23 protein-coding genes and 1 pseudogene are annotated in these 26,174 nt (G+C 59.2%); 9 read left to right on the forward strand and 15 right to left on the reverse strand.

Annotated features, from left to right (window positions below; translation table 11 throughout):
• Nucleotides 1–54: 54 nt before the first annotated feature.
• The 5 genes from BLR69_RS15240 to BLR69_RS15260 form a co-directional block, all read right to left on the reverse strand.
• Nucleotides 55–801: a YebC/PmpR family DNA-binding transcriptional regulator gene (locus BLR69_RS15240; protein ID WP_058423270.1), complete on the reverse strand. Its 747-nt coding sequence runs from the start codon at nt 799–801 to the stop codon at nt 55–57.
• Nucleotides 802–937: 136 nt separating this feature from the next.
• Nucleotides 938–2,713 (reverse strand): aspartate--tRNA ligase, encoded by a 1,776-nt coding sequence (gene aspS / locus BLR69_RS15245; RefSeq protein WP_021491234.1) that lies wholly within the window; start codon nt 2,711–2,713, stop codon nt 938–940.
• A gap of 107 nt (nt 2,714–2,820) precedes the next feature.
• The gene (locus tag BLR69_RS15250) at nt 2,821–3,042 is read right to left on the reverse strand and encodes an FmdB family zinc ribbon protein (RefSeq protein ID WP_003209804.1); all 222 of its coding nucleotides are present in this window, start codon (nt 3,040–3,042) and stop codon (nt 2,821–2,823) included.
• A gap of 166 nt (nt 3,043–3,208) precedes the next feature.
• A complete protein-coding gene (locus tag BLR69_RS15255; RefSeq protein WP_071496533.1) occupies nt 3,209–3,553 on the reverse strand; it encodes a ribbon-helix-helix domain-containing protein in 345 nt (114 codons plus the stop codon).
• Nucleotides 3,554–3,733: 180 nt separating this feature from the next.
• A complete protein-coding gene (locus BLR69_RS15260) occupies nt 3,734–4,207 on the reverse strand; it encodes a Dps family protein (RefSeq protein ID WP_003193874.1) in 474 nt (157 codons plus the stop codon).
• Between the two features lie 398 nt (nt 4,208–4,605).
• Between BLR69_RS15260 and BLR69_RS31325 the strand changes: the two genes are divergently transcribed.
• Nucleotides 4,606–5,208 (forward strand): cold-shock protein, encoded by a 603-nt coding sequence (locus tag BLR69_RS31325; protein ID WP_058423272.1) that lies wholly within the window; start codon nt 4,606–4,608, stop codon nt 5,206–5,208.
• Nucleotides 5,209–5,277: 69 nt separating this feature from the next.
• Here BLR69_RS31325 and BLR69_RS15270 read toward each other — a convergent pair whose 3' ends face one another.
• The gene (locus BLR69_RS15270; protein ID WP_015885618.1) at nt 5,278–5,484 is read right to left on the reverse strand and encodes a SlyX family protein; all 207 of its coding nucleotides are present in this window, start codon (nt 5,482–5,484) and stop codon (nt 5,278–5,280) included.
• A gap of 3 nt (nt 5,485–5,487) precedes the next feature.
• Nucleotides 5,488–5,913 carry an HIT domain-containing protein gene (locus tag BLR69_RS15275; RefSeq protein WP_071489388.1) on the reverse strand — a complete coding sequence of 142 codons (426 nt, stop codon included), beginning with the start codon at nt 5,911–5,913 and terminating at the stop codon, nt 5,488–5,490.
• Between the two features lie 744 nt (nt 5,914–6,657).
• On the opposite strand from BLR69_RS15275, the gene BLR69_RS15280 reads away from it, so the two are divergent.
• On the forward strand, nt 6,658–7,956 hold the full coding sequence (locus BLR69_RS15280) for an OprD family porin (protein WP_071496532.1): 1,299 nt from the start codon (nt 6,658–6,660) through the stop codon (nt 7,954–7,956).
• A 187-nt stretch (nt 7,957–8,143) separates the two neighbouring features.
• Here the strand turns inward: BLR69_RS15280 and BLR69_RS15285 are convergent, their stop codons facing one another.
• Together BLR69_RS15285 and BLR69_RS15290 are read right to left on the reverse strand one after the other, a co-directional pair.
• A complete protein-coding gene (locus tag BLR69_RS15285; protein ID WP_071496531.1) occupies nt 8,144–8,986 on the reverse strand; it encodes a mechanosensitive ion channel family protein in 843 nt (280 codons plus the stop codon).
• A 135-nt stretch (nt 8,987–9,121) separates the two neighbouring features.
• Nucleotides 9,122–9,607 (reverse strand): YajQ family cyclic di-GMP-binding protein, encoded by a 486-nt coding sequence (locus tag BLR69_RS15290; protein WP_010208088.1) that lies wholly within the window; start codon nt 9,605–9,607, stop codon nt 9,122–9,124.
• Between the two features lie 123 nt (nt 9,608–9,730).
• Between BLR69_RS15290 and BLR69_RS15295 the strand changes: the two genes are divergently transcribed.
• Genes BLR69_RS15295 through BLR69_RS15305 form a run of 3 tightly spaced genes read left to right on the forward strand, consistent with a single transcriptional unit; the run spans nt 9,731 to nt 13,312 of the window.
• Nucleotides 9,731–10,648, forward strand: a complete 918-nt coding sequence (locus BLR69_RS15295; protein WP_071496530.1) for a putative 2-dehydropantoate 2-reductase — start codon at nt 9,731–9,733, stop codon at nt 10,646–10,648.
• Between the two features lie 46 nt (nt 10,649–10,694).
• Nucleotides 10,695–12,731: a sensor histidine kinase gene (locus BLR69_RS15300; protein ID WP_071496529.1), complete on the forward strand. Its 2,037-nt coding sequence runs from the start codon at nt 10,695–10,697 to the stop codon at nt 12,729–12,731.
• Between the two features lie 2 nt (nt 12,732–12,733).
• Entirely contained in the window at nt 12,734–13,312 is a 579-nt protein-coding gene (locus BLR69_RS15305; protein ID WP_071496528.1) for a cob(I)yrinic acid a,c-diamide adenosyltransferase, read from the forward strand.
• A 116-nt stretch (nt 13,313–13,428) separates the two neighbouring features.
• Here the strand turns inward: BLR69_RS15305 and BLR69_RS15310 are convergent, their stop codons facing one another.
• From BLR69_RS15310 to secA, 3 genes are all read right to left on the reverse strand, one after another.
• Nucleotides 13,429–14,373 (reverse strand): Nudix family hydrolase, encoded by a 945-nt coding sequence (locus BLR69_RS15310; protein WP_071496527.1) that lies wholly within the window; start codon nt 14,371–14,373, stop codon nt 13,429–13,431.
• Nucleotides 14,374–14,386: 13 nt separating this feature from the next.
• Nucleotides 14,387–15,604, reverse strand: coding sequence for a bifunctional glutamate N-acetyltransferase/amino-acid acetyltransferase ArgJ (gene argJ / locus BLR69_RS15315; RefSeq protein ID WP_071496526.1), 1,218 nt, complete (start codon nt 15,602–15,604; stop codon nt 14,387–14,389).
• A 123-nt stretch (nt 15,605–15,727) separates the two neighbouring features.
• The gene (secA, locus tag BLR69_RS15320; RefSeq protein WP_071496525.1) at nt 15,728–18,463 is read right to left on the reverse strand and encodes a preprotein translocase subunit SecA; all 2,736 of its coding nucleotides are present in this window, start codon (nt 18,461–18,463) and stop codon (nt 15,728–15,730) included.
• A 306-nt stretch (nt 18,464–18,769) separates the two neighbouring features.
• Between secA and BLR69_RS15325 the strand changes: the two genes are divergently transcribed.
• Nucleotides 18,770–19,225, forward strand: coding sequence for a DUF721 domain-containing protein (locus BLR69_RS15325; protein WP_071496524.1), 456 nt, complete (start codon nt 18,770–18,772; stop codon nt 19,223–19,225).
• 4 nt (nt 19,226–19,229) lie between these two features.
• Here BLR69_RS15325 and BLR69_RS15330 read toward each other — a convergent pair whose 3' ends face one another.
• Entirely contained in the window at nt 19,230–20,708 is a 1,479-nt protein-coding gene (locus BLR69_RS15330) for a helicase HerA-like domain-containing protein (protein WP_071496601.1), read from the reverse strand.
• Nucleotides 20,709–20,984: 276 nt separating this feature from the next.
• Here BLR69_RS15330 and BLR69_RS31550 point away from each other — a divergent pair.
• Nucleotides 20,985–21,944: pseudogene (locus tag BLR69_RS31550) on the forward strand (HAMP domain-containing protein); the annotation flags it as partial.
• Between the two features lie 93 nt (nt 21,945–22,037).
• Nucleotides 22,038–22,802: a methyl-accepting chemotaxis protein gene (locus tag BLR69_RS31555; protein WP_371322068.1), complete on the forward strand. Its 765-nt coding sequence runs from the start codon at nt 22,038–22,040 to the stop codon at nt 22,800–22,802.
• Between the two features lie 257 nt (nt 22,803–23,059).
• Here BLR69_RS31555 and purU read toward each other — a convergent pair whose 3' ends face one another.
• The gene (gene purU, locus BLR69_RS15340) at nt 23,060–23,908 is read right to left on the reverse strand and encodes a formyltetrahydrofolate deformylase (protein ID WP_010208067.1); all 849 of its coding nucleotides are present in this window, start codon (nt 23,906–23,908) and stop codon (nt 23,060–23,062) included.
• A 349-nt stretch (nt 23,909–24,257) separates the two neighbouring features.
• Here purU and mvaT point away from each other — a divergent pair, with 349 nt between their 5' ends.
• Nucleotides 24,258–24,632 carry a histone-like nucleoid-structuring protein MvaT gene (mvaT, locus tag BLR69_RS15345; RefSeq protein WP_071496522.1) on the forward strand — a complete coding sequence of 125 codons (375 nt, stop codon included), beginning with the start codon at nt 24,258–24,260 and terminating at the stop codon, nt 24,630–24,632.
• A gap of 89 nt (nt 24,633–24,721) precedes the next feature.
• Here the strand turns inward: mvaT and sbcB are convergent, their stop codons facing one another.
• A complete protein-coding gene (sbcB, locus tag BLR69_RS15350; protein ID WP_071496521.1) occupies nt 24,722–26,149 on the reverse strand; it encodes an exodeoxyribonuclease I in 1,428 nt (475 codons plus the stop codon).
• Between the last annotated feature and the right edge of the window lie 25 nt (nt 26,150–26,174).

Genomic DNA, 26,174 nt, shown 5'->3' on the forward strand with positions numbered 1-26,174 from the left:
GACACACTGTCATCGGGGGCAAGCCCCCTCCCACTTTTTGATCTACATCGCCCTTCAGCCTAGCTGTTCGGCCACAGACTCTGGGATATCCGCATTCGAATAAACGTTCTGCACATCATCCAGGTCTTCGAGCATGTCCAGCATCTTCAGCACTTTCTGCGCACCGTCCAGGTCCAGCTCGGCGCTGGTGGTCGGCAACATCACGATTTCCGCGTCAGTACCTTTGAAACCGGCGGCTTCCAGGGCATTACGCACGGCGTAGAAGCTGGCGAACGAGGTAAACACGTCGATTGAACCGTCTTCGTTGGTCACCACATCGTCGGCATCGGCTTCCATGGCCGCTTCCATCAGCGCGTCTTCATCGGTGCCCGGCGCGAAGGAGATCTGCCCCTTGCGCTCGAACAGGTAGGCCACCGAACCGTCAGTGCCGAGGTTGCCACCACATTTGCTGAAAGCGTGGCGCACAGCGGCGGCAGTACGGTTGCGGTTGTCGGTCATGCACTCGACCATCACCGCCACACCGCCCGGGCCGTAGCCTTCGTAGCTCAGCTCGACCATGTCGTCGGTATCGGCCGCACCGGCGCCACGGGCCACGGCGCGGTCGATGATGTCGCGGCTCATGTTGGCACCCAGGGCCTTGTCCAGCGCCAGGCGCAGACGCGGGTTGGAGCCCGGGTCACCCCCACCCTGGCGGGCAGCGACGGTCAGCTCGCGGATCCACTTGGTGAAAATCTTGCCTTTCTTGGCATCCTGACGCTCTTTGCGGTGCTTGATGTTCGCCCACTTGGAATGGCCAGCCATAACACAACTCCAAAAATTCTCTAGAAACCTTATCAATTCCGCCCCAGGCGGAATGCAACCCTTGTAACGCAAAGGCGCATCCGAAGATGCGCCTTTTTAGACTGCGTAAACCTCAGTGCGCTTTCACGCAGCAGCCTTACTCAGCCTTCGGCGTCTCGCGCAGACGGATGTGCAGCTCGCGCAGTGCCTTGGCATCCACCACACCTGGAGCCTGGGTCATGACGTCCGCAGCGCTCTGGGTTTTCGGGAAGGCGATCACTTCACGGATCGACTGGGCGCCGGTCATCAGCATCACCAGACGGTCCAGGCCGAACGCCAGGCCACCGTGCGGCGGCGCGCCGTATTTCAGGGCGTCGAGCAGGAAGCCGAACTTCTCTTCCTGTTCCGCTTCGTTGATGCCCAACAGGCGGAACACCGCTTGCTGCATCTCTTTGCGGTGGATACGGATCGAACCGCCACCCAGTTCGGTGCCGTTGAGCACCATGTCGTAGGCACGGGACAGCGCGCCAGCCGGGTTGGCTTCCAGTTCGGCCGGCGAGCACTTCGGCGCGGTGAACGGGTGGTGCAAGGCGCTGAAGCTGCCGTCGTCGTTCTCTTCGAACATCGGGAAGTCAACGACCCACATCGGAGCCCACTCGCAGGTCAGCAGGTTCAGGTCGTGACCCAGCTTGATGCGCAGCGCACCCAGGGCTTCACTGACGATCTTGGCCTTGTCGGCGCCGAAGAACACGATGTCGCCGTCGACTGCACCGACGCGATCGAGGATCGCGTTCAGGTTGTCCAGAGGAATGTTCTTGACGATCGGCGATTGCAGGCCGTCAACGCCATTGGCGCGCTCGTTGACCTTGATGTACGCCAGGCCCTTGGCACCGTAGATGCCGACGAACTTGGTGTAGTCGTCGATCTGCTTGCGCGGCATGCTCGCGCCGCCAGGCACGCGCAGTGCTGCAATGCGGCATTTCGGATCGTTGGCCGGACCGCTGAACACCTTGAAGTCGACTTCTTTCAACTGGTCGGCAACGTCTACCAGTTCCAGCGGGTTACGCAGGTCTGGCTTGTCGGAACCGTAGCGGCGCATGGCTTCTTCGAAGGTCATGTGCGGGAAGTCGCCGAACTCCAGGTCCAGCACTTCCTTGAACAGGTTGCGGATCATTTGTTCAGTCAGGCCCATGATCTCTTTTTCATCGAGGAAGCTGGTCTCGATGTCGATCTGGGTGAATTCAGGCTGGCGGTCAGCGCGCAGGTCTTCGTCGCGGAAGCACTTGGCGATCTGGTAGTAGCGGTCGAAGCCGGCGACCATCAGCAGTTGCTTGAACAACTGAGGCGATTGCGGCAGGGCGAAGAATGAACCGGCGTGGGTACGGCTAGGCACCAGGTAGTCGCGCGCGCCTTCCGGGGTGGCCCGGGTCAGGATCGGCGTTTCTACGTCCAGGAAACCGTTTTCGTCGAGGAAACGACGGATGCTGGTGGTCATGCGCGAACGCAGGCGCAGCTTCTCGGCCATTTCCGGACGACGCAGGTCCAGGAAGCGATAGCGCAGGCGGGTTTCTTCGCCCACGTCAGAGTATTCGTTGAGTGGGAACGGCGGGGTTTCCGACTCGTTCAGCACTTCCAGCTCATAGCCCAGCACTTCGATCCCGCCGGACGCCATGTTCTTGTTCACGGCACCCGCCGGACGCAGGCGAACCTTGCCGGTGATCTTCACAACGTATTCGCTGCGCACGCGGTCGGCGGCGGCGAAGCTTTCGGCGCGATCCGGGTCGAACACCACCTGGGCCAGACCATCACGATCACGGATATCGAGGAAGATCACCCCGCCGTGGTCGCGGCGACGGTGAACCCATCCGCAAAGGGTGATTTCCTGACCTTCCAGGGTCTCGTTCAGTTGGCCGCAATAGTGGCTGCGCATCATGGTAGTGGTTTCACTTCTCGTAATTCGAAATTCGGTGGAGGCCTGCCTCGTCACCGTACATTAAAGCAGGGGACGGATAATGCAGGAGCCTGCGCGTAGAGTTCAACTCAGTCTGCTTTGTCGCCGCCGGCGAGGTTCTTCTTCGAGCCGGTCTTGAAGTCGGTCTCGTACCAGCCGTTGCCGCTCAAGCGGAAGCCCGGCATGGACAACATCTTCTTGAGCTCTGGCGCCTGGCAGGCTGGGCAATCGACCAGCGGTGCTGCGCTAATCTTCTGAATGGCTTCCAACTGATGACCGCAGGAAGCACATTGGTAGTCGTACATGGGCATGGCGATGTCTCGGCGATCAGAACGTTACTGCGCCACGCCTGCCCTACGGGTCCGCAGCATGCGTAGCAAAGCGCGGGATTATATCCGGTAAATCGAGGCAGCGCAGCCGGCATTCTGCCCGGGGCCCTGCCCGCCATGATAGAGGGCCGGCCCCGAAGCCCGGTGGCTATACCGGTGAACAGGCGGGTTCAGCACGCCCCTTCAGGACGTGCACCACACAAACCACCCTGACCAACCCACTGAAGTTCTTCACCCCGCCATAACGCAAGTGCACTTCCCGATCAACATAAGACAGCAACGCACTGACTGAGCAGGCATTGATCCTGGCGATTTCCGTGAGGATATTCCAATAGATCTGCTCCAGCCGCAGGCACGTGGAAAACCCATTGAGCCTTACCGATCGGGACAGCGGCTTGGCCAGTCCCATATCGAACCCTTTTGCAAACGGGTCGATCTTTATCTTATGAAAACCACCGGTTTCCATCACTCCATTACCCACTCCGCGTGACATACACCTGACACTCCATTGCCAAACAACCGCCCATGGGTACTCCCATTGGGCAATGGCCCTATAAAACAGCAGGGAGCGGCGGGCAGCCAGAAGACGCGGAGTTGATCGGCGTAGGACAACGCCAGGAAATGCGCGGAAACAAGCGAGCGGCGCCAGGGCGACGCCACTCAAGGCCAGCGTTTACTGATTCTCAAGCAGGGAACGCAGCATCCACGCAGTTTTCTCATGCACCTGCATACGCTGGGTCAGCAGGTCAGCCGTCGGCTCATCGCTGACCTTGTCGAGCAGCGGGAAGATACCGCGCGCGGTGCGGGTGACCGCTTCCTGGCCAGCCACCAGTTGCTTGATCATCTCTTCGGCGCTGGGCACGCCCTCTTCTTCCTTGATGGAAGAAAGACGCGCATAGATGGAGTAGGCACCCGGCGCCGGAAAACCCAGGGCACGGATACGCTCGGCAATGGAATCCACTGCCAGCGCCAGTTCGTTGTACTGCTCTTCAAACATCAAGTGCAGCGTACGGAACATGGGGCCCGTGACGTTCCAATGGAAGTTGTGGGTCTTCAGATACAGAACATAGGTATCGGAAAGCAGTCGCGAAAGCCCGTCGACGATAGATTTACGATCTTCTTCACTGATACCGATATCGATTGCCATGTTTATCCCCTTCAATTGACAAGCATTCATTGATCAGGTGCAGGACCACTCTAGCAAGAGTGCTGGTGATGCGCAGCCCGGCGCGGCAATTGGCCCCGGCGCGGCCCAAGCCTTTGAGGCAAGTAGGAAACTTCCCTACTGACCGTTTGAAAAAGCCTGCACGTGTCTAGGACAAGCGTTTGCCGCAGAAATGCCGTCGCCCTTGCAATACCCCGAAATGCTTGATTTGAGTAGGCACAGCCTTTGCTGTTAAATAGATGGCGTGTCGCCGCCGTTACTTTCTGCGGCAGCGGCATAGGCTGATACCCCGCGCACGTGCCCAACGCCTCCCATTGTTCAGAAGCGAACCGTGCCAGTCAGCTCTTCCTTGTGATCCGTCTTAACGTGAGTTGATCAAAATGTTGAAAATCGTCCACCTGCTAACGGGCGTTGCAGCTTTGCTGCTGTCCTTTATCCCGAGCCTGCAGCCTGAAAGCCTGCCGTATCTGGAACAACACGACGCTCTATACCTGGCCATGTTCGGCCTTCTTAACCTGACGCTGGCACCGGTGATCCCTTACTGGAACAAAGGCCCACGTCATCAACTGCAAAACCTGGTCAGCGCACTGCTGGTACTGACCGTTGTCGTACAAACCCTCACCCTCCTGGCACCCATGCCTGAAGTCGGCGGCCACCCGGCCATCCTGCTCAGCCTGGTGATCGCTGTGGTCGCCATCGTTCTTCACCTGGCCATCAGCTTCTACCGTTCGTCCCCTGCGGCCTCGTCGCAAACCTACGACATGACCAATCGGGATACCGGTACCGTCAAGTGGTTCAACACATCCAAAGGCTTCGGCTTTATTTCCCGTGATTCGGGCGACGATATCTTCGTCCACTTCCGGGCCATTCGCGGCGAAGGCCATCGCGTCCTGGTGGAAGGCCAGCGTGTGGAATTCTCCGTGATGAATCGCGACAAAGGCCTGCAGGCCGAAGACGTGATCGCTGCGCTGCCGCGTCGCTGATCCCAGCCTTCGCAGCAAAAAAAACCGCGATCCAGCCAGGCTGGGTCGCGGTTTTTTTATGCGCAGCTATTAATAGTGAGGCGGCGGCGCTTCTTCTTCGGAGGTTTCGAATTGGCCGCCCATTTCTTCCTGGCGTTTGAGCAGCGCAGTCATCTGCAGTTGCAGGCGTTCTACCGCACGCTGCTGGGTGACGAGGATGTCATTGAGGGTCTCAATGGTGTCGTCCTGGAAGGCCAGGCGGCTTTCCAGGTCGGTGACGCGGTCTTGCAGGTCCATGATTCAGCCCTGGTTAAATATGAAGTCGGCGGGCAACAGCTCGCGCAGACGGGCGCGGATGGCAGCGACTTGCTCATCGGTGTAAGGCTGCGCCGGATGTTTGCCCCATACCGGCGCCGGCCAGGCAGCATCGTCGCGCTTGCGCACGATCACATGCACGTGCAACTGGCTGACCACATTGCCCAGGGCGCCGATGTTCATCTTGTCGGCGGCCAAGCCTTCATTCAGCAACTGGGCCAAGGCCGTCGTCTCTTGCCACAAACGCTGCTGGTCGGCGACATCCAGTTGAAACACTTCGCTGATAGCGTTGATGCGTGGCACCAGGATGAACCACGGGTAGTTCGAGTCATTGGACAGCAGCAGGCGGCATAGCGGGAAGTCCCCGATGACCAGTGTGTCTTGTTGCAGGCGTTGATCTAGGGCGAACACCGCGGGCACTCCGTTCGGCAAGTCAGTTCAGGCGCCCAGCATACCTTCGAATGCGCCCGGCTTCACGGCGAATGCAGGAAAGCGCCGGCGCCAATGATGAAAAAACATGCACCCTTTCGAGGCGGGCGAATATTTGAGCTACGCTAAACCGGGCCTCACCGGGACGCACCAAAATGACCCACTTGTGCTTCAAAGGGATCCGCCGATTACCCACTCATGAGGGTGAACCGGTAACGTTTTTCCCTCGCACAAGTTTTATGCACCACCGAACAGGGGTAACACCACCGCGTCAAGCCCAAACCAAACGGCGTAAAAAGCCCGTGCTTATGCGGTTTTTACACGTCCGTAAGGGTTTTCACGAAAAAATGACATTCGGTTACCGCTTTGTGCACGCTTGTTGCATTGACACCTGCATCGTCGGCAACGACACCTGAATGGAAGCAGGTGTTTCGCGAAAAAAAACAGCAGCGTTTCAATGCGTATCAAGGAAGTGTTCAAACTTTGAAAAGGGTTTGGAAACAGTATTGAAGTTGTCAGTCCGGTTACAACAGGACTGTGAATTTGCGACATGGAGCTAGCAATTTACGACAGCCTCGTAAAGAAGCTGAAAGGATAGATGGGTAAGTATCGTCAATAGGGTCTGCGTGATATAACTTTGCGCCGACACATAAAAGAAAGAGCCGCCCAGATAAAAATACAGGTGGGACGGCAGTACTCTTCCTAAAACCAAAGGAGCAAATCACGATGCGCGTGATGAAGTGGAGCATGATCGCCCTGGCTGTTTCAGCAGGCACTACGCAGTTCGCAATGGCCTCTTCCCAGGACGACGCCAAAGGCTTTGTTGAAGACAGTACTTTCAGCATCAATACTCGCGCTCTGTATTTCAGCCGTGACTTCCGCAACGAACCACTGGCTGGCTACGATAAAGTCAACGGCAAGAACAAAAGCCGCGCCGAAGAAACTGGCCTGGGCTTCAACGCCCTGTACCAATCGGGCTTCACCCAAGGCACCATCGGTGTCGGTGTTGACGTGATCGGCCTGTTGGGCGTCAAGCTCGACAGCGGCAAGGGTCGCGCCGGTACCGGCCTGTTCCCAACCGGTGCAGACGGTCGTTCGCAGGACGATTACTCCAAAGGCGGCGGCGCGGTTAAATTCCGTATCTCCGATACTGTGCTGAAAGTGGGTGATCAGTACACCACAGCTCCAGTATTCGCCTCCGACGACAGCCGTTTGCTGCCTGAGCTGCCGCAAGGCATTTCGATCACCAGCAACGAGATCAAGGGCCTGAAACTGGAAGGCGGTCACTTCACCTCCAGCGTCGCACAGAACCAGACCTTCCGTGACAGCCTGGGCCTGACGAAAACCGACTTTGCCGGCGCCGTCTACTCTTTCACCCCAGAAGTCACTGGCAGCCTGTACTACGCAAAAACCGAAGATTACTTCCGTAAATGGTACAGCAACCTTAACTGGACCCACGCGCTGAGCAACGATCAGTCCTTCGCACTGGACTTCAACATCTACGACACGAAAAGCGACGGGGAAGGCAAGCAACGCGCTTACTACGACAAATCCGTCAAACTCGATAACCGAGCATTCAGCTTGCAGGGCGCGTACACCATTGGCGCTCACACCTTCACCCTGGCAGCTCAGAAGGTCACCGGTGACGGTGACTACGGCTACGGTGTAGATGGCGGCGGTTCCGTGTTCCTGGCCAACTCCATTGCCCGTTCAGACTTCAACGCCGAAGGCGAGAAGTCCTACCAGGCGCGTTATGACATCAACATGGCGACCTTCGGCATTCCAGGCCTGAGCTTCATGACTCGTTACGTAACCGGTAGCGGCGCTCAAACCGCCACGACCTCGAACGGCAAAGAGTGGGAACGCGATATCGAAGCCAAGTACGTGATCCAGAGCGGTCCAGCCAAGGACCTGAGCCTGCGTCTGCGTCAAGCCACCTATCGTTCGGGTGATGGCGTTTACTACGGTTCGCCTTCGATCGACGAACTGCGTCTGATCGCGAACTACCCGCTGAACATCTTGTAATTGACGGTTTGATTACAACGATGACTTAAGGCCTCGGCCTTAAACAAAAAGCCGCTCCTTTGTTTAACAAGGGAGCGGCTTTTTTATGACTGCAATATTTCAGCGTAAAAAAATAACTAGCAAGCTAACTAACTAGATCAACGCCTCGAACCTGACCTGACGGCCAAGTTCAAGACGACTAACGCTGTTACTTGGCGGCTGTTTCCTGCATCACCCGAATAACCCGCTGCGGAAATGGAATATCAATCCCCGCCGCTTTTAAACGGTCACGTGCCAGTTCGTTCAACATGAACACCACATCCCAATAATCCGCGGTCTTGGTCCAGCAACGCAGGGAAACGGTGATCGAACTGTCACCCAAGGTCGAAACCACCGCCACGGCAGCCGGATCGGCCAGCACGCGAGGGTCTTTCGCCAACTCCAGCAGCACTTCACGGGCTTTCTGCAGATCAGCCTCATAGTCCACCCCCACATCAAACACCACCTTGCGGGTCGGCTGGCGGTTGGTGTTGGTGATGAGCCCGTTGGACAGGCTGCCGTTAGGGATGATCACAGTCTTGTTATCACCGGTGCGCAGCACGGTGTGGAAGATCTGGATGCTGTCGACGGTGCCCGAGGTGCCCTGGGCTTCGATCCAGTCACCAATGCGGAACGGGCGGAACAGCAGAATCAGCACGCCGCCGGCGAAGTTCGCCAGGCTGCCTTGCAAGGCCAGGCCAATGGCCAGGGTGGCGGCACCAATCGCGGCCACGAACGAGGTGGTTGCCACGCCGATCATCGAGGCCACGTTGACCACCAGCATGACTTTAAGCGCAATGTTCGCCAGGCTGGTGATGAAGTGTTGCAGCGCCAGGTCAGCATTACGCAGTGCCAGCAAACGACCTACTCGATGGGTCAACACGTTGATCAGCCACCAACCGATGGCCAGGGTGACCAACGCCAGCAAAAACCGGCTGCCGTACTCCATGATCATCGGCAGCCACGACTCTGAGGTCTTGATCAGGTGATCCACTTCAGCATTCAAATCCATCTACATTCTCCTGGTTACCGGATGTTCGGTGTAGTGAGTGGCCATAAAAGCAATTGAGCCCCGAAGGGCTCAATAGTAGGCGCAGGTTGTGGGGCGTGGGACGTCAAAAACGCCCGCAGGTTCCCCAATGTGCCATCAGTCGCGGAAGTTATTGAACTGCAGCGGCATGTCGAAGGTCTTGGCACGCAGGGCCGCGATGGCTTCTTGCAGGTCGTCACGCTTCTTGCCGGTGACGCGAACCTGCTCACCCTGGATCGCGGCCTGGACTTTCAGCTTGGCGTCCTTGATGTGGGCGACGATTTTCTTCGCAAGTTCCTTGTCGATGCCTTCCTTGAGGATGGCTTCCTGCTTCATCAACTTGCCGGAGGCGTAGGCGTCCTTGATTTCAAGGCATTGCGCGTCGATCTTGCGCTTGACCAGCGACAGCTTGAGGATCTCGATCATCGCTTCCAGCTGGAAATCGGCTTCAGCGGTCAGGTTGACGGTCAGCTCTTTTTCCTTGAACTCGAAGCTGCCCTTGCCTTTCAAGTCATAGCGGCGATCCAGCTCCTTGACGGCGTTCTCGACGGCGTTGGTGACTTCGTGTTTGTCCAGTTCGGATACCACGTCGAACGAAGGCATGTCATATCTCCAATATAAGGGGCGGGCTCAGTAGAGATGGAGCGCGCCCAAGCTAAAATGCCGGGGCATTATAGCGGTTCTTTCGTCCCGTTCGCTGCGGGCGACCCTACGGAGCAAAAACTGATGTCGACCACCTGGCATATTCTCGGCGCCGGCAGCCTGGGCACACTTTGGGCCACTCGCCTGGCGCGTGCTGGCGTGCCCGTGCGGTTGATCCTGCGCGATGAAGCGCGCTTGGCCAGTTATCAGGCAGCCAAGGGGCTGACCCTGGTGGAACAAGGCGTAGAACACACCTACCCGGTGATCGGCGAAACAGCTGACAGCCCGGCGCCGATTCATCGCCTGCTGGTGGCGTGCAAAGCCTACGACGCTCAAGCCGCCGTCGCACAGTTGCAACAGCGCCTTGCACCGGACGCCGAACTGATCCTGTTACAGAACGGCCTAGGCAGCCAGGACGCAGTCGCCGCGCAACTGCCCCAGGCCCGCTGCATCTTTGCCTCCAGCACCGAAGGCGCGTTTCGCGACGGCGACTGGCGCGTGGTGTTCGCCGGCCATGGCTACACCTGGCTGGGCGACGCGGGCCACCCCACTCCGCCGCTGTGGCTGGAGGACTTACACGCCGCCGGCATCCCCCACGACTGGAGCACCGATATCCTCACGCGGCTTTGGCGCAAGCTGGCGCTCAATTGCGCCATCAACCCGCTGACCGTGCTGTATCAGTGCCGCAATGGCGAGCTACAGGCCCACCAGTGCGAAGTCGCCACCCTCTGCGCCGAACTCGGCGAGCTGCTGGAATGCTGTGGCCAGCCCGCCGCCGCGCTGGACCTGCAACACGAGGTGGAACGGGTGATCCAGGCCACCGCCGCCAACTATTCCTCCATGTACCAGGACGTGGCCGCCGGCCGCCGCACCGAAATCAGCTACCTGTTGGGCTATGCTTGCCAGGCGGCCGCCCGTCACCGACTGAACCTGCCGCACCTTCAACAGCTGCAAGTGCGCCTGGTCGAGCAGTTGCTTGCACGCGGATTGCCCCGCGACTGAGCCACGCGCTACCCTGCCCGCCTGTCTATCACCTGGGAAAACCCTGATGCCGCTGCGCCAGCGTCTTGAAAACCTACCGGTCGGGCAGAAACTGCTGGCCGCCCTGCTGGTGCTGTTGACCACCGTACTGCTGGTGGCCAACCTGACCTTTATCAGCGCCGCCTACTGGATCTCCCAGGAAAGCATGGCGCCCCAGGCCTTGCAGGCCATCGGCCGCCTGGTGTCCAACCCTGCGCTCGCCGCCGAAGCCCTCGAATCGCCGGCCAAGGCCGACGCATTGCTCAATGAGCTGACCAGTTATTCGCCGTTGCGCGCCGCCGCCCTGTACGACGGCGACGGCAACCGCCTGGCGCAGATGCAACACGGCGACCGCCTGCACCTGCCCGATAACTACCGGCATATCGAGGCCTGGCGTGTCACCGAGTTTCGCAGCAACCAGGTCATCACCCTGCCCCGCGCCGGCCAACCCTCCGGGCATTTGCTGCTGGTGGCCAGCAGTGAGCTACCAGTGGCGTTCTATACCGGCACACTGACAGCCAGCCTGGGCATCCTGATTTTCAGCGTACTGTTGTGGCTGGTCATCGCCCGCCAGATCAAACGCCTGATCACTCGGCCGATCCACGAACTGGAAGAACTGTCGCGCCAGGTCACCCGCGAAGAGAACTACGCCCTGCGCGCCGGTCGCGGCAACCACGATGAAATCGGCAGCCTGGCCGAAGCCTTCAACACCATGCTGTCGCGCATCGAAGCCCGCGAGCAGCAGCTCAAGCGTGCGCGGGACGACTCCCAGGCGGCCTACGACCAGGCCCAGGGCCTGGCCGAAGAGACGCGCCACACCAACCGCAAGCTGGAACTGGAAGTCCAGGTCCGCAGCAAGATCGAGAAGAAACTCACCGGTTTCCAGAATTACCTGAACAGCATCATCGACTCGATGCCCTCGGCATTGATCGCCCTGGATGAACAGCTTTACGTCACCCAATGGAACCAGGAAGCCAGCGCCCTCTCCGGCACGCGCCTGGACGAGGCCCTGAACCAGCCGATCTACCTGGCCTTCCAGCCGCTCAAGCCTTACTTGCCGCAGATCAGGGCAGCGGTCGAGCAACACACGGTGGAGCGCATCGAGCGCGTCACCTGGTTCAAGGACGACGAGCCCAAGCACTACGCCCTGACCTTCTACCCGCTGATGGGCGGTGCCGGACGGGGCGTGGTGATCCGTATCGATGACATCACCCAGCGCCTGTCCCTGGAAGAAATGATGGTGCAGTCGGAGAAGATGCTCTCGGTCGGCGGCCTGGCCGCCGGCATGGCCCACGAGATCAACAATCCCCTGGGCGCGATCCTGCATAACGTGCAGAACATCCGCCGCCGCTTGTCGCCTGACTTGCCGAAGAACCTGGAACACGCGGAACAGGTGGGTATCGAGTTGGAAACGGTCAACCAGTACCTGCAAAGCCGCGAAGTGCCGCAGTTGCTCGATGGCATCCAGCAGGCCGGGGCACGGGCGGCGAAGATCGTCACCCATATGCTCAGTTTCAGTCGCCGCAGCAACCGGCAGATGGCGCCTTGCGACTTGCCGGCATTGATCGACCAGGCGGTGGAGATCGCCGGTAACGATTTCGACCTGGCCATCGGCTTTGACTTCAAGGGCCAGGCGATCATCCGCCAATTCGACCCCCAACTGGGTCCGGTGCCCGGCACCGCCAACGAACTCGAACAGGTCCTGCTCAACCTGCTGAAGAACGCGGCCCAGGCCATTCACCTGCGGGAAGACGACAGCGAACCGGGGCGCATCATCCTGCGTACGCGCCTCAACCCGCCGTGGGCGGAGATCCAGGTGGAAGACAACGGCATCGGCATGAGCGAAAACGTGCGCAAACGCACCTTCGAGCCGTTCTTCACCACCAAGGAAATTGGCCAGGGCACCGGGCTGGGGCTGTCGGTGTCGTATTTCATCATCACCAACAACCACAAGGGCCAGATGGAAGTGCACTCCACCCTCGGCCAGGGCACCTGCTTTACCTTGCGCTTACCCCTGGCCGGCAGCCAACTGCCGCCTTACGAACTCACCCAACTGGAGCAATGACCATGGGCTTTCGCCTGTCGAAGATCTACACCCGTACCGGCGACAAAGGCGAAACCGGCCTGGGCGACGGCCGCCGCGTGCCCAAGGATCACCCACGGGTGGAGGCCATCGGCGAGGTGGATACGCTGAACAGCCAGTTGGGTTTGTTGCTGGCCAATCTTGAAGAACAGAGCGGCAAACATCCTGAGCTCAAGGATGTGATCGAAGTGCTGACCCCATGCCAGCATCGTTTGTTCGACCTGGGGGGCGAGTTGGCGATGCCGGTGTACAAGGCGTTGAATGCGGCGGAAGTGGATCGGCTGGAAGCGGCGATTGATCGCTGGAATGAAGAAGTGGGGCCGCTGGAGAACTTCATCCTGCCCGGTGGTTCGGCGTTGATCGCCCAGGCCCACGTGTGTCGCAGCCTGGCGCGCAGTGCAGAGCGGCGGTGCCAGCAGTTGAATTCGGTCGAGCCGTTGGAAGGCGTGGGGTTGGCGTATATCAATCGGTTGTCGGATTTGTTGTTTGTGGCGGCGCGGGTGATTGCAAGGCGCCAGGGGGTTACAGAAGTTTTATGGCAGGCTGCCGCTAAACCCCACTGATTATTCAGCGCCTGATCTGACGCCTTCGCGAGCAAGCCCGCTCCCACATTTTGAATGTATTCACAAATCAAAATGTGGGAGCGGGCTTGCTCGCGAAGAGGCCCATCAGAACACCATCAAACCTCAGGCCAGAACGCCCGAATTCCAGCAACGCCCTGGGCCCCAGCCTCCCAAGCCTTCTCCCGCTCGGCCGGCCCAACCCCACCCAGCAGAAACACCGGCTTGCTGAACCCACTGATCAACTGCGCCGCCTGCTCCCAGCCCAACGGCTGCGCATCAGGATGGGTCTGGGTCGGCTGCACCGGTGACAGCGTGACAAAATCCACGTCCATCATTTCTGCCAGTGCCAATTCCTCAGCGTTGTGGCAAGACGCCGCCAACCAGCGATCCTTCGGCAGCGGTCGGCCTTTGCTCGCGTACTTGCGCAGTTGCGCCGAGGTCATGTGCCAACCGGCCGCAGGAAAATCCCCCAGCCATTCAAATGGCCCCTTGAGCATCAACTGGGCCTTGCCCGCGCACAGGCCCACCGCATCCACCGCAAGGTCGCGGTATTTGGGGTCGTAGCCGTTGGGCGCACGCAATTGCACCAGCTTGATACCGCCAGCAATGGCTTTCTGAATCCCCCGCAGTAACGTCGGGGTTTCCAGTTCGCCCGGGGTGATCAGGTACTCGGCAGGCAAGCGCGCAGCCGCAACAATCGGCGCATTGGCCGCCGGGAACGCGTAGTTGAGCAGATCCCGAGGCGCCACCCATTCCAGCGGTTGCCCCTCGGCGCCATGGGGCTCACCGGTAAACGCCGACACTTCCCAGACATCCAGCAACACCTGTTTGTCCGGATAGTCATGCTGCACCTTGATCAGCGGCCGCGCCGTGGTGACCTGGATGCCCAGTTCTTCCTGCAATTCGCGGGACAGCGCGCCGGCTACCGATTCATCGGCTTCCACCTTGCCGCCGGGGAATTCCCAGAGGCCGCCCTGGTGCTGGGTATCGGCGCGGCGCGCCAGCAGGATTTTGCCGTCGACACCGCGGATCACCGCTGCTGCTACATGCACTCGTTTCACCGCGCTTATCCTCTTAGGTACGGTATTCCGCGTTGATCTTCACGTACTCGTGGGACAGGTCGGTGGTCCAGATGGTTTCGCTGCACTCGCCGCGACCCAACTCGATACGGATGGTGATTTCTTCCTGCTGCATCACCGCCGAACCCTGGGCTTCGGTGTAGGTTTCAGCACGGGCGCCACGGCTGGCGATGCACACATCGCCGAGGAACACGTCGATCTTGCTCACATCCAGGTCTGGTACACCGGCACGACCAACGGCCGCCAGGATACGGCCCCAGTTCGGGTCAGAAGCGAACAGCGCAGTCTTGATCAGTGGCGAGTGAGCCACGGTGTAACCCACGTCCAGGCATTCCTGGTGGTTGCCGCCGCCGTTGACTTCAACCGTGACGAACTTGGTAGCACCCTCGCCGTCACGCACGATGGCCTGGGCCACTTCCATGCAAACGTCGAACACCGCCTGCTTCAACGCGGCGAACAGCGGGCCGCTGGCTGCGGTGATCTCCGGCAGGTTGGCCTGGCCGGTGGCGATCAGCATGCAGCAGTCGTTGGTCGAGGTGTCGCCATCGATGGTGATGCGGTTGAACGACTTGTTGGCGCCGTCCAGGATCAGGCTGTGCAGCACGTCGCGGGAGACTTTGGCATCGGTGGCGATGTAGCCGAGCATGGTGGCCATGTTCGGACGGATCATGCCCGCGCCCTTGCTGATACCGGTCACGGTGACAGTCACGCCATCGTGCACGAACTGGCGGCTGGCGCCTTTTGGCAGGGTGTCGGTGGTCATGATGCCGGTGGCGGCGGCCGCCCAGTTATCCACAGACAGGTCGTCCAACGCGGCTTGCAGTGCGCCTTCGATTTTCTCGACCGGCAACGGCTCACCGATCACACCGGTGGAATACGGCAGCACTTGGCTGGCGTCCACGCCGGTCAGTTGGGCCAGCTTGGCGCAGGTGCGCGCAGCCGCCACCAGGCCAGGCTCGCCGGTGCCGGCATTGGCGTTGCCGGTGTTGGTCAGCAAATAGCGGATGGTACCGGCCACGCGTTGCTTGGCCAGGATCACCGGCGCGGCGCAGAACGCGTTGAGGGTAAACACACCGGCGACGGTCGAGCCTTCGGCGCAACGCATCACGACTACATCCTTGCGCCCAGGGCGCTTGATGCCGGCCGAAGCGATACCGAGTTCAAAACCGGCAACCGGGTGCAACGTGGGCAAAGGACCAAGACCAACAGCCATGAATGCGCTCCTTAAAAATGGGTGATGTCTGTGCCGTCGTGAGCGACGGTGAAATTAATGGCAAAACGCCGCGACGGCAGAAGCCGGTCGCGGCGCAGGGTGTTGCAGCGTCAGGCGAAAATCTTATTCGATCTGGCCGTGGCAGTGTTTGAACTTCTTGCCCGAGCCGCAATAGCACAGCTCGTTGCGACCCAGCTTCTGTTCGTTGCGCACCGGGCTTTGAGCCAGGGCCACATCGACCTCTTCACCCAATACCTCAGGCGCTTCCAGGCCCGGCGCTTCGTCGTGCTGGAACTGCATGCGCGCAGCCAGTGCCTCGGCTTCCTGACGCAGGCGAGCTTCTTCCTCGATCGGGTCTTCGCGACGCACCTGAACGTGGGACAGCACGCGGATGGAATCGCGCTTGATCGAATCCAGCAACTCGGAGAACAGCGTGAACGACTCGCGCTTGTACTCCTGCTTCGGGTTCTTCTGGGCGTAACCCCGCAGGTGGATGCCGTGACGCAGGTGGTCCATGGTCGACAGGTGGTCTTTCCACAGGTCGTCCAGCACGCGCAGAACGATTTGCTTCTCGAAGGTGCGCAGTGCCTCGGCACTCGCCTGCTCTTCTTTCTCGTTGTACGCGGCCAGCAATTCGGCCATCAGTTTTTCGCGCAGGGTTTCTTCGTACAGGTGGTCGTCTTCATCCAGCCACTGCTGGACTGGCAAGTCCACACCGAAATCGCTCTTCAACGCCGCTTCCAGGCCGGCAACATCCCACTGTTCAGGCAGGGATTGTGGCGGGATATGTGCGCTGACGGTGGCGTTGAGCACGTCCTGACGGAAATCGGCGATGGTCTCGCCAATGTTGTCGGCGGCCAGCAACGTGTTACGCATGTGATAGATCACTTTACGCTGTTCGTTGTTGACGTCATCGAACTCGAGCAGTTGCTTACGAATATCGAAGTTGCGGCCTTCAACCTTGCGCTGCGCCTTCTCGATGGCGTTGGTCACCATGCGGTGCTCGATCGCTTCACCGGACTGCATGCCCAGCGCCTTCATGAAGTTCTTCACGCGGTCCGAGGCGAAGATGCGCATCAGGCTGTCTTCCAGGGACAGGTAGAAGCGGCTGGAACCGGCGTCACCCTGGCGACCGGCACGACCACGCAACTGGTTGTCGATACGACGCGATTCATGACGCTCGGAGGCGATCACCTGCAGGCCACCGGATTCCAGCACGGCCTGGTGACGTTTCTGCCAGTCAGCCTTGATCTGCGCGATCTGCTCGGGGCTCGGGTTTTCCAGGGCCGCGACTTCCACTTCCCAGTTGCCGCCCAACAGGATGTCGGTACCACGACCGGCCATGTTGGTGGCGATGGTCAGTGCGCCTGGGCGACCGGCCTGGGCGATGATCTCGGCTTCTTTTTCGTGGAACTTGGCGTTGAGGACCTTGTGCTCGATACCTTCCTTGTTGAGCAGGTTCGATACGTGCTCGGAAGTCTCGATGGTGGCGGTACCCACCAGGATCGGACGACCCTGGGCCATGCCGTCCTTGATGTCATTGATGATCGCCGCGTATTTCTCTTCGGCGGTCAGGAACACCAGGTCATTGAAGTCTTTACGCGCCAACGGTTTGTTCGGCGGAATGACCATCACAGACAGGCCGTAGATCTGGTGGAATTCGAACGCTTCGGTGTCGGCCGTACCGGTCATCCCGGACAGTTTGTTGTACAGACGGAAGTAGTTCTGGAAGGTGGTGGACGCCAACGTCTGGCTTTCAGCCTGGATGTTGAGGTGTTCCTTCGCTTCGATGGCCTGGTGCAGGCCCTCGGACAGGCGGCGACCCGGCATGGTACGGCCGGTGTGTTCATCGACCAGCACGACCTGGCCGTCCTGCACGATGTATTCAACGTTGCGATGGAACAGCTTGTGGGCGCGCAGGCCGGCATACACGTGGGTCAACAGGCCCAGGTTGTGTGCCGAGTACAGGCTCTCACCCTCGGCCAGCTCGCCGATCTGGGTCAGCATTTCTTCGACGAACTGGTGACCGGCTTCGTTGAGTTCGACCTGGCGGGTCTTCTCGTCGATGCTGAAGTGACCTTCTTTGGTCACCACGCCTTCGACTTCCTCGATGTGCTGCTCCAGGCGCGGGATCAACTTGTTGATCTCGGTGTACAGGCGCGAGCTGTCTTCGGCCTGGCCGGAGATGATCAGCGGGGTACGGGCTTCGTCGATCAGGATGGAGTCGACTTCGTCGATCACGGCAAAGTTGAGTTCGCGCTGGAATTTTTCTTCCATGCTGAACGCCATGTTGTCGCGCAGGTAGTCGAAACCGAATTCGTTGTTGGTGCCGTAGGTGATGTCGCACGCGTAGGCAGTGCGCTTCTCTTCCGGCGGCTGGAACGGCGTTACCACGCCGACGGTCAGGCCGAGGAATTCATAGAGCGGGCGCATCCAGTTGGCGTCGCGGCGGGCCAGATAGTCGTTCACCGTCACAACGTGCACGCCCTTGCCGGACAGTGCGTTGAGGTAAACGCCCAGGGTTGCCACCAGGGTCTTGCCTTCACCGGTACGCATTTCGGCAATCATGCCTTCATGCAAGGTCATGCCGCCGATCAACTGGACGTCGAAGTGGCGCATGCCCATGACACGCTTACCGGCTTCACGGGCGACCGCAAAGGCTTCGGGAAGCAGCTTGTCGAGGGTTTCACCTTTGGCTATGCGGGCCTTGAACTCTTGGGTCTTGGCGCGCAATTGCTCGTCCGAAAGGGCAACCATCTGCTCTTCGAAGGCATTGACCAGCTGCACCGTCTTGAGCATGCGTTTGACTTCGCGCTCATTCTTGCTTCCAAAAAGTTTCTTTAACAAAGGCGCAAACATATCGGCAGGTTCTTCCACACATAGGGATGGAGGGCGCACCGTGAGTGGCCCGAGCAGCCCTCACGGCCGCATGCGAACGCGCATTCTACCCGGAATCGTGGGTGAGGAAAGTGGCGTTGTTCCCCGATGCTGGCATGAGGCTGTGAGAGGGCCTGTTTAAAATAAGGGCTTTTACCGGAACTTCAACCCATGGAGCGCAGAAGTTACCGATTGATTTCACGCACAAAAAGCCCATGGATGCTTTGCCTGGGGAGATGCAGACGCTTTCTGCTAAGATGGCGGCTCTGTTACTTAAGGTGTCCAACAATGGCATTTCGCCCCTCGCCAGCCCGCGCGCCTGCCGTGTTGCTTCGCGATGCCAAGCCGCTGAAAGCCATCTTTGGCCATGCGCAACGCCTGGGCCATCTGCAACGCCTGCTCGAAAGCCAACTGCAACCGGCCGCGCGCGAACACTGCCGCGTGGCGTCCTGGCGTGAAGGCAACCTGCTGCTAATTGTCACAGATGGCCATTGGGCGACGCGTTTGCGTTATCAGCAAAAACGCCTGCAACGTCAGTTGATGGCGTTTGATGAGTTCGGCGGCTTGACGCGCATCCAGTTCAAGGTACAACCGCCCACCACCCTGCCCGGCGTGGTGGAGCATACTCACGACCTGTCGACGCATGCCGCCGAAACCATTCAGGCAACGGCCGATGGGATCAGTAACCCTGCCTTGCGCGCAGCGCTTGAGCGGCTGGCAGCCCATGCCAAGCCCAAGCCCTGAGTCTCTATTTGCGCTTGCTGCCGCCCAATAGCGATCCCAACAAACCACGCACCAGTTGCCGCCCCATCTGATTGGCGGCCTGTTGCATCGCCGATTTCAGCGCCTTGCCTGCCGTGGTGCCCAGAAACGCACCGGCCCTGTCGGTAAAACTCGGCTCGTCGGTGGTCGGCTTGGTCTCTTCGGTCGGGCCAAGCTCCTTGCGTGACATCAGCACTTCGTAAGCGGATTCCCGATCAATCGGCTTGTCATAACGGCCTTGCAGCGGCGAACTGGCCACCAACGCGGCGCGCTCGGCTTCGCTGAGCGGCCCGATGCGTGATTGCGGCGGAGCAACCAAAACGCGCTGGACGACTTCCGGCGTGCCTTTTTCCTGCAAGGTGCCCACCAACGCCTCACCCGTACCCAGCTCGGTCAATACCGACAAGGCATCGAATGCCGGGTTGGGCCGAAACCCCTCCGCGACGGCGCGCAGGGATTTCTGTTCCTTGGTGGTGAACGCCCGCAAGCCATGCTGGATACGCAAGCCGAGCTGGGCCAGCACGCTGTCCGGCAGGTCGCCCGGCGATTGAGTGACAAAATACACACCGACACCTTTGGAGCGAATCAGCCGCACCACCTGTTCCAGGCGCTCCTGCAACGCCTTGGGCGTATCGGCGAACAACAAATGCGCCTCATCAAAAAACAGCGCCAGCAGCGGTTTGTCGGCATCACCACGCTCGGGCAGTTGCTCGAACAATTCCGCCAACAGCCACAGCAGGAACGTCGCGTACACCTTCGGCGCCTCGTGCACCAGGCGGCTGGCGTCCAGCAGGTGGATGCGCCCGCGCCCATCACTGGTGGGCTGCAGGATGTCTTCCAACTGCAGGGCCGGCTCGCCAAACAAGGCCTCGGCGCCCTGCTGTTCCAGCACCGCCAGGCGGCGCAAGAGGGCCTGGCTAGATCCGGTGGTCATCAGCGCTGCATCTTCACCCAGTAATTCGGGGTGGTAGCGCAGATGGTTAAGCAGCGCCTTGAGGTCCTTGAGGTCCAGCAGCAGCAAGCCTTCGCGATCCGCCACCTTGAACGCCGCATAAAGCGCCGACTGTTGGCTGTCAGTGAGTTCCAACAGGCTTCCGAGCAACAACGGGCCCATTTCGCTGATGGTGGTGCGCAATGGATGGCCGGACTGCCCGTGGATATCCCACAGCGTGACCGGATAAGCCTTGGCCGTGTAATTCAGGAATGGCATGCCGGCGATGCGCTCGGCGACCTTGCCTTGCGGATTCGCCGCGGCGCCCAGGCCGCATAGGTCCCCCTTGATGTCCGCGGCAAACACCGCCACGCCGGCGTCACTGAAGGCTTCCGCCAGGCGTTGCAAGGTAACGGTCTTGCCCGTGCCGGTGGCACCGGCGATCAACCCGTGGCGATTGGTCAACCGCATGGCCTGGGCGATGGGCTGGCCGGAAAGGTCGGCACCGATAAGCAGTTGCGAGGAGTCAGGCATTTCGTCACCCATGGTTAATCTTTAGTGTCGCCAAGTCGATACAGGCAGATGTAAGACCCACAAAGTCTAAAAATAGGTCAGATAGTTCCTACATGGACCACCGGAGCTATCACAAGAAGTATCACACCTTTTTTGACGCTGTCATTTTGCGCATCCCACAAGGACGCGCTTTGGATATTAAGACCTTAGCGGACCCTACAAGCCATGAATAAAAATCTGCGCTTCAGCCACAAAATCCTGCTTGCAGCCTCCCTTATTGTCATCGCGGCTTTCGCGATGTTTACCCTCTACAACGACTACCTGCAACGCAACGCCATTCGCGACGACCTCAACAATTACCTGCATGAAATGGGCGACGTCACCGCCAGCAATATTCAAACCTGGCTGAGCGGGCGTATTGCCCTGGTGGAAAACGCTGCACAAAACATCGCCATCAACCCCGAGTCTTCCGCAGTTGCCGGCCTGCTGGAACAGAAAACCCTGACGTCCTCATTCATGGCGACCTACGTCGGCGACAGCCAGGGCGCCTTTACCATCCGCCCCGACACCAAGATGCCGGACGGCTTCGACCCGCGTGTGCGGCCCTGGTACAAGGGCGCCCAGAGCAGCAACGGCTCAACCCTGACCGAACCCTATATCGATGCCGCCACCGGCAAGTTGATCATTTCCGTGGCCACCCCCAGCACTCGAGGCACTCAGAGCATCGGCGTGGTGGGTGGCGACCTGAGCCTGCAAACCCTGGTGGATAACATTGGCGCGCTGAACTTCGGCGGCATGGGCTACGCGTTTCTGGTCAGCGCCGATGGCAAAGTATTGGTACATCCGGATAAAAACCTGGTGATGAAGACCCTGGCCGATGTGTACCCGAAAAATACGCCAAAGATCAGCGCAGACTTCAGCGAAGTCGAGGCCAACGGCAAGGACAACATCGTCACCTTTACACCGATCAAGGGCCTGCCTTCGGTGAACTGGTACCTCGGTATTTCAGTAGATAAAGACAAATCCTTCGCGATGCTCAGCGAATTCCGCACCTCGGCGGTCATCGCCACGGTGATTGCGGTGGTGATCATCATCGCCCTGCTGGGCATGCTGATCCGCGTACTGATGCAACCTCTGCATGTCATGACCCGCGCCATGCAGGACATCGCCGATGGCGAGGGGGACCTGACGCGCCGCCTGACCATCCAGAATCACGATGAATTCGGCACCTTGGGTAACGCATTCAACCGCTTCGTGGAGCGTATTCACACGTCGATCCGCGAAGTGTCCTCAGCCACCGAACAGGTGAATGAGGTAGCACTGCGGGTGGTCAGCGCATCCAACTCGTCGATGGTCAACTCCGACGAGCAGGCCAACCGTACCAACAGCGTCGCCGCCGCCATCAATGAATTGGGGGCCGCAGCTCAGGAAATTGCGCGCAATGCCGCGCAAGCTTCCCATCAGGCCAGCGATGCTCGGCATCTGGCTGAGGACGGCCAGCAAGTGGTCGAGCGCAATATCAAGGCGATGAATCAGCTGTCAGCGATGATCAGCGCGTCCAGTAGCAATATCGAAGCGCTTAACAGCAAGACGGTGAACATCGGCCAGATTCTCGAAGTGATCACCAGCATTTCCCAGCAAACCAACCTGCTGGCGTTAAACGCTGCCATTGAAGCGGCGCGTGCCGGGGAAGCGGGCCGTGGGTTTGCGGTGGTTGCCGATGAAGTGCGCAACTTGGCGCATCGCACACAGGAGTCCGCGCAGCAAGTGCAGAAGATGATCGAGGAGCTGCAAGTCGGCGCCCGGGATTCGGTCAGCACCATGAGTGACAGCCAGCGCCACAGCCTCGACAGCGTGGACATCGCCAACCTGGCCGGCGAGCGCTTGAATAGCGTGACCCAGCGCATCGGCGAGATCGACGGCATGAACCAGTCCGTCGCCACTGCCACGGAAGAACAGACTTCAGTGGTGGAGTCGATCAACATGGACATTACCGAGATCAACACCCTCAATCAGGAAGGGGTGGAAAACCTGCAATCCACGCTGCGAGCATGTGCCGACCTTGAGCAACAAGCGGCACGGTTGAAGCAATTGGTCGGTAGTTTCCGGATCTGATCAGGAGTCCTCGGGCTCGGACTTGGCCTGCTCTTGCTCCCACAACTCGGCGGCACCGGGAAATTCGGTGCCGTCCTCACTGCTCAGGTCGTCCGGGTCATATCGGCTCAAACAGCCCTCCCCTAAGGTTGCCGGGGCTTTTGACGTGGCTTTGTCCAACGGATCACTCATCGCTCAATCCTCAAAGGCGCGCAAAGAAAAAGGGCCTGGAACGATTTAACGCCCAGGCCCTTCATTCTTCAATCACAACAGGTCGGTCAGAACACCACCGTCTTGTTGCCGTGCACCAGCACGCGGTCTTCCAGGTGGTAGCGCAGGCCACGGGCCAGGACCATCTTCTCGACGTCGCGGCCGAAACGCACCATATCTTCAATGCTGTCGCTGTGGCTGACACGCACCACGTCCTGCTCGATGATCGGCCCGGCGTCCAGTTCCTCGGTGACGTAGTGGCAAGTCGCGCCGATCAACTTCACACCCCGCAGGGAAGCCTGGTGGTAAGGCTTGGCCCCTACGAACGACGGCAGGAAGCTGTGGTGAATGTTGATCACCTTGCCGGCGTATTCGCGGCACAGTTCCGGCGGCAGGATTTGCATGTAGCGCGCCAGCACCACAACGTCAGCCTCGTGTTGCTTGACCAGGCGGGAGACCTCGGCGAACGCCGGTTCCTTGTCCTGCGGGTTGACCGGCACGTGGTAATACGGGATGCCGTGCCACTCGACCATGCTGCGCAGGTCGTCATGGTTGGAGATCACGCAAGCGATCTCGCAGTCCAGCTCATCGCTGTGCCAGCGGTGCAGCAAATCGGCCAGGCAGTGGGATTCGCGGCTGGCCATCAACACCACGCGTTTTTTCTGCTCGGTGTCGGTGATGTGCCAGGTCATCGAAAACTCTTCAGCGATCGGCGCAAACGCGTCACGGAAGGCATCAAGACCAAAAGGCAGCGAATCGGCACGAATCTCGTGACGCATGAAGAACCAACCGCTGAGATTGTCCGAGTGATGACTCGCTTCGGTGATCCAGCCATTGTGGGAGGCCAGAAAGTTACTGACTTTGGCAACGATGCCGACCCGGTCCGGGCAAGCAATCACCAGCCGAAAAGTGCGCATTAGGGGGAAACTCCAGAACTTCGCAAAGGCCGCCATTCTAGCGATTGCGCAGGAAAACTGCAGTATTCGTTAACGTTTATTCTGATCGCCGGCCCCAGCCTTGTCCCTTAATAGCCTATGGTTTTACCACCCTTATATGAACCTGTGCGGCATACCACGGCTGTTCCCGCTTTTCCAAGCAGATTATCTTTGGGTCTACGCCCTAGTAATTAACTCGAATGCATAGCATTGCTACAAACATTCAAAGTAATTCACATAAATGCGAGCTTAAATGTTTACTTGAGGAAACCGCCTGACTATTATTGGGCCACTATCCCTGTCAATCAGCGCTCTACATAAGGTAGTCCACATGTCTCTGATCAACGAATACCGTGCCACCGAAGAAGCTATCAAAGAGCTGCAAGCCCGTTTGAAGAACCTGTCCCAAGACGACAAACTGCAAACCGAGCTGGAATTCGAAGGTAAATTGCGTGCCCTGATGGGTGAATACTCCAAATCCCTGCGTGACATCATCGCGCTGCTGGATCCAGAGTCGAAAGTTAAAGCTCCACGCGGCTCCGTAAAAACTACCGGTACCAAGCGTGCCCGCAAAGTCAAACAGTACAAAAACCCGCACAACGGCGAAGTGATTGAAACCAAAGGTGGCAACCACAAAACGCTGAAAGAGTGGAAAGCCAAGTGGGGCGGTGACGTGGTTGAAGGCTGGGCTACCCTGCTGGGCTAAGCCTCACCAGGTTTGCGCCTGACCCGTGACACATTAAAAACGCCAGCTTGCTGGCGTTTTTTATTGTCCGCATAGTCTGCGAAAACCGACTACAGATTCATTCTGATCGCTAGACAGTCCGCATACTCCTGCCATTGGTCCAGCACCTGAGACTGGAACGGTGTAGCACTAACAGCAAACTCAAGCCGAGCCTGTTTAAACGCATCAAGGGTATTCGGCGCGCCCCATTCCGGGCTCGACAAACGTTGCTGACAGAACAGTTTCCAGCGCAGTTGCTCCTCGCTGTTCAACGTATCGGGGAAGTTGCGCGCTCGGTAGCGGAACAATAATTCAGGCAAACGCTCGTCATCAAAAGGCCACTGCTGGCGCGCTAATTGCGCAGGCTCAGCGGTCCGGACTTGTTCACATAAACGCCGGTCACGGTCTCCGATAAAACCGTCGTAAAGCTGTTGCTCAGGATCCGAACTCGGCGTGAAGTCTTCGTGCGCGTAAATGGCCGCCAACTTATCGCGCCAAAGTTCCGGTGCGTCAGTTAGCCGCAGCGCCCGTTCCTGAAAAATATTCATGTCCAAGTGCAGACGCTCACGATCTTCTGCGCGCAGCACATTCAAGGGCGCCACCACGGGGCAGCGGTTGATATGCACCAATTTGAGGGGGACCGGCAATTCACCGTCGGCGAGATCGTCACGACGGGTATAGAGGCGCTGGCGCAAGGCGTCGGCATCAAGGTCCAGCAGCCCCTGCGGATCGAGTCCGAGGTCACAGACGATCAATGCATTGCGATTACGCGGATGCCATGCGAGCGGCAGCACAACACCCAGGTAATGACGTTCGGCAGAAAAACGCCCGGAAATATGCACCATCGGCTGCAGCAGACGCACCTGGTCCATTACCCGTTGCTTGCTGCGCAGCTGAAACAGCCATTCATACAACTTGGGCTGTTTCTCACGTACCAGCCGAGCCAACGCAATCGTGGCACGCACATCGGACAACGCATCGTGCGCCTGACCATGGTCGATCCCATTGGCTTCGGTCAGACGCTCCAGCTTGAGCGTGACGCGCCCATCCTGCTGCGGCCATTCAATGCCCTCCGGGCGCAGGGCGTAGGCCGTGCGGACAACGTCGATCAAATCCCAGCGACTGTTACCGCCCTGCCATTCTCGTGCGTAGGGGTCGAAAAAATTGCGATAGAGGCTGTAGCGCGTCATCTCGTCATCAAACCGCAGCGTGTTGTAACCAGCACCGCACGTACCTGGGGCGGCCAGTTCAGTGTGCACCCGAGTCATGAAGTCAGCCTCGGCCAAGCCTTTTTCCGCGAGTATTGCAGGTGTGATTCCGGTGATCGCACACGCGATGGGGTGAGGCAGAATATCGTCGCCGGGATGGCAATAGAGATTGACCGGCGCGCCGATCTCGTTGAGTTCGAGGTCGGTACGAATGCCGGCTACCTGAAGCGGGCGATCGCTGCGCGGATTGATGCCGGTGGTTTCATAGTCGTACCAGAAAATGGAGGTCACGGGCTGTTCCTGTACTGAAGATCGA

It is taken from the genome of Pseudomonas azotoformans, from assembly GCF_900103345.1.
Lineage (GTDB): Bacteria > Pseudomonadota > Gammaproteobacteria > Pseudomonadales > Pseudomonadaceae > Aquipseudomonas > Aquipseudomonas azotoformans.

Excerpts from the sequence above, each read along its gene's own strand:
- BLR69_RS15240 (WP_058423270.1), bottom strand. The coding sequence starts at position 801 with ATGGCTGGCCATTCCAAGTGGGCGAACATCAAGCACCGCAAAGAGCGT.
- mvaT (WP_071496522.1), top strand. The coding sequence starts at position 24,258 with ATGTCTCTGATCAACGAATACCGTGCCACCGAAGAAGCTATCAAAGAG.
- BLR69_RS15280 (WP_071496532.1), top strand. The coding sequence starts at position 6,658 with ATGCGCGTGATGAAGTGGAGCATGATCGCCCTGGCTGTTTCAGCAGGC.
- BLR69_RS15255 (WP_071496533.1), bottom strand. The coding sequence starts at position 3,553 with ATGTCACGCGGAGTGGGTAATGGAGTGATGGAAACCGGTGGTTTTCAT.
- BLR69_RS15305 (WP_071496528.1), top strand. The coding sequence starts at position 12,734 with ATGGGCTTTCGCCTGTCGAAGATCTACACCCGTACCGGCGACAAAGGC.
- argJ (WP_071496526.1), bottom strand. The coding sequence starts at position 15,604 with ATGGCTGTTGGTCTTGGTCCTTTGCCCACGTTGCACCCGGTTGCCGGT.
- BLR69_RS31555 (WP_371322068.1), top strand. The coding sequence starts at position 22,038 with ATGGTCAACTCCGACGAGCAGGCCAACCGTACCAACAGCGTCGCCGCC.
- BLR69_RS15295 (WP_071496530.1), top strand. The coding sequence starts at position 9,731 with ATGTCGACCACCTGGCATATTCTCGGCGCCGGCAGCCTGGGCACACTT.
- BLR69_RS15290 (WP_010208088.1), bottom strand. The coding sequence starts at position 9,607 with ATGCCTTCGTTCGACGTGGTATCCGAACTGGACAAACACGAAGTCACC.
- BLR69_RS15270 (WP_015885618.1), bottom strand. The coding sequence starts at position 5,484 with ATGGACCTGCAAGACCGCGTCACCGACCTGGAAAGCCGCCTGGCCTTC.
- BLR69_RS15330 (WP_071496601.1), bottom strand. The coding sequence starts at position 20,708 with ATGCCTGACTCCTCGCAACTGCTTATCGGTGCCGACCTTTCCGGCCAG.
- BLR69_RS15260 (WP_003193874.1), bottom strand. The coding sequence starts at position 4,207 with ATGGCAATCGATATCGGTATCAGTGAAGAAGATCGTAAATCTATCGTC.
- BLR69_RS15250 (WP_003209804.1), bottom strand. The coding sequence starts at position 3,042 with ATGCCCATGTACGACTACCAATGTGCTTCCTGCGGTCATCAGTTGGAA.
- aspS (WP_021491234.1), bottom strand. The coding sequence starts at position 2,713 with ATGATGCGCAGCCACTATTGCGGCCAACTGAACGAGACCCTGGAAGGT.
- secA (WP_071496525.1), bottom strand. The coding sequence starts at position 18,463 with ATGTTTGCGCCTTTGTTAAAGAAACTTTTTGGAAGCAAGAATGAGCGC.
- purU (WP_010208067.1), bottom strand. The coding sequence starts at position 23,908 with ATGCGCACTTTTCGGCTGGTGATTGCTTGCCCGGACCGGGTCGGCATC.
- BLR69_RS15285 (WP_071496531.1), bottom strand. The coding sequence starts at position 8,986 with ATGGATTTGAATGCTGAAGTGGATCACCTGATCAAGACCTCAGAGTCG.
- BLR69_RS31325 (WP_058423272.1), top strand. The coding sequence starts at position 4,606 with ATGTTGAAAATCGTCCACCTGCTAACGGGCGTTGCAGCTTTGCTGCTG.
- BLR69_RS15300 (WP_071496529.1), top strand. The coding sequence starts at position 10,695 with ATGCCGCTGCGCCAGCGTCTTGAAAACCTACCGGTCGGGCAGAAACTG.
- BLR69_RS15325 (WP_071496524.1), top strand. The coding sequence starts at position 18,770 with ATGGCATTTCGCCCCTCGCCAGCCCGCGCGCCTGCCGTGTTGCTTCGC.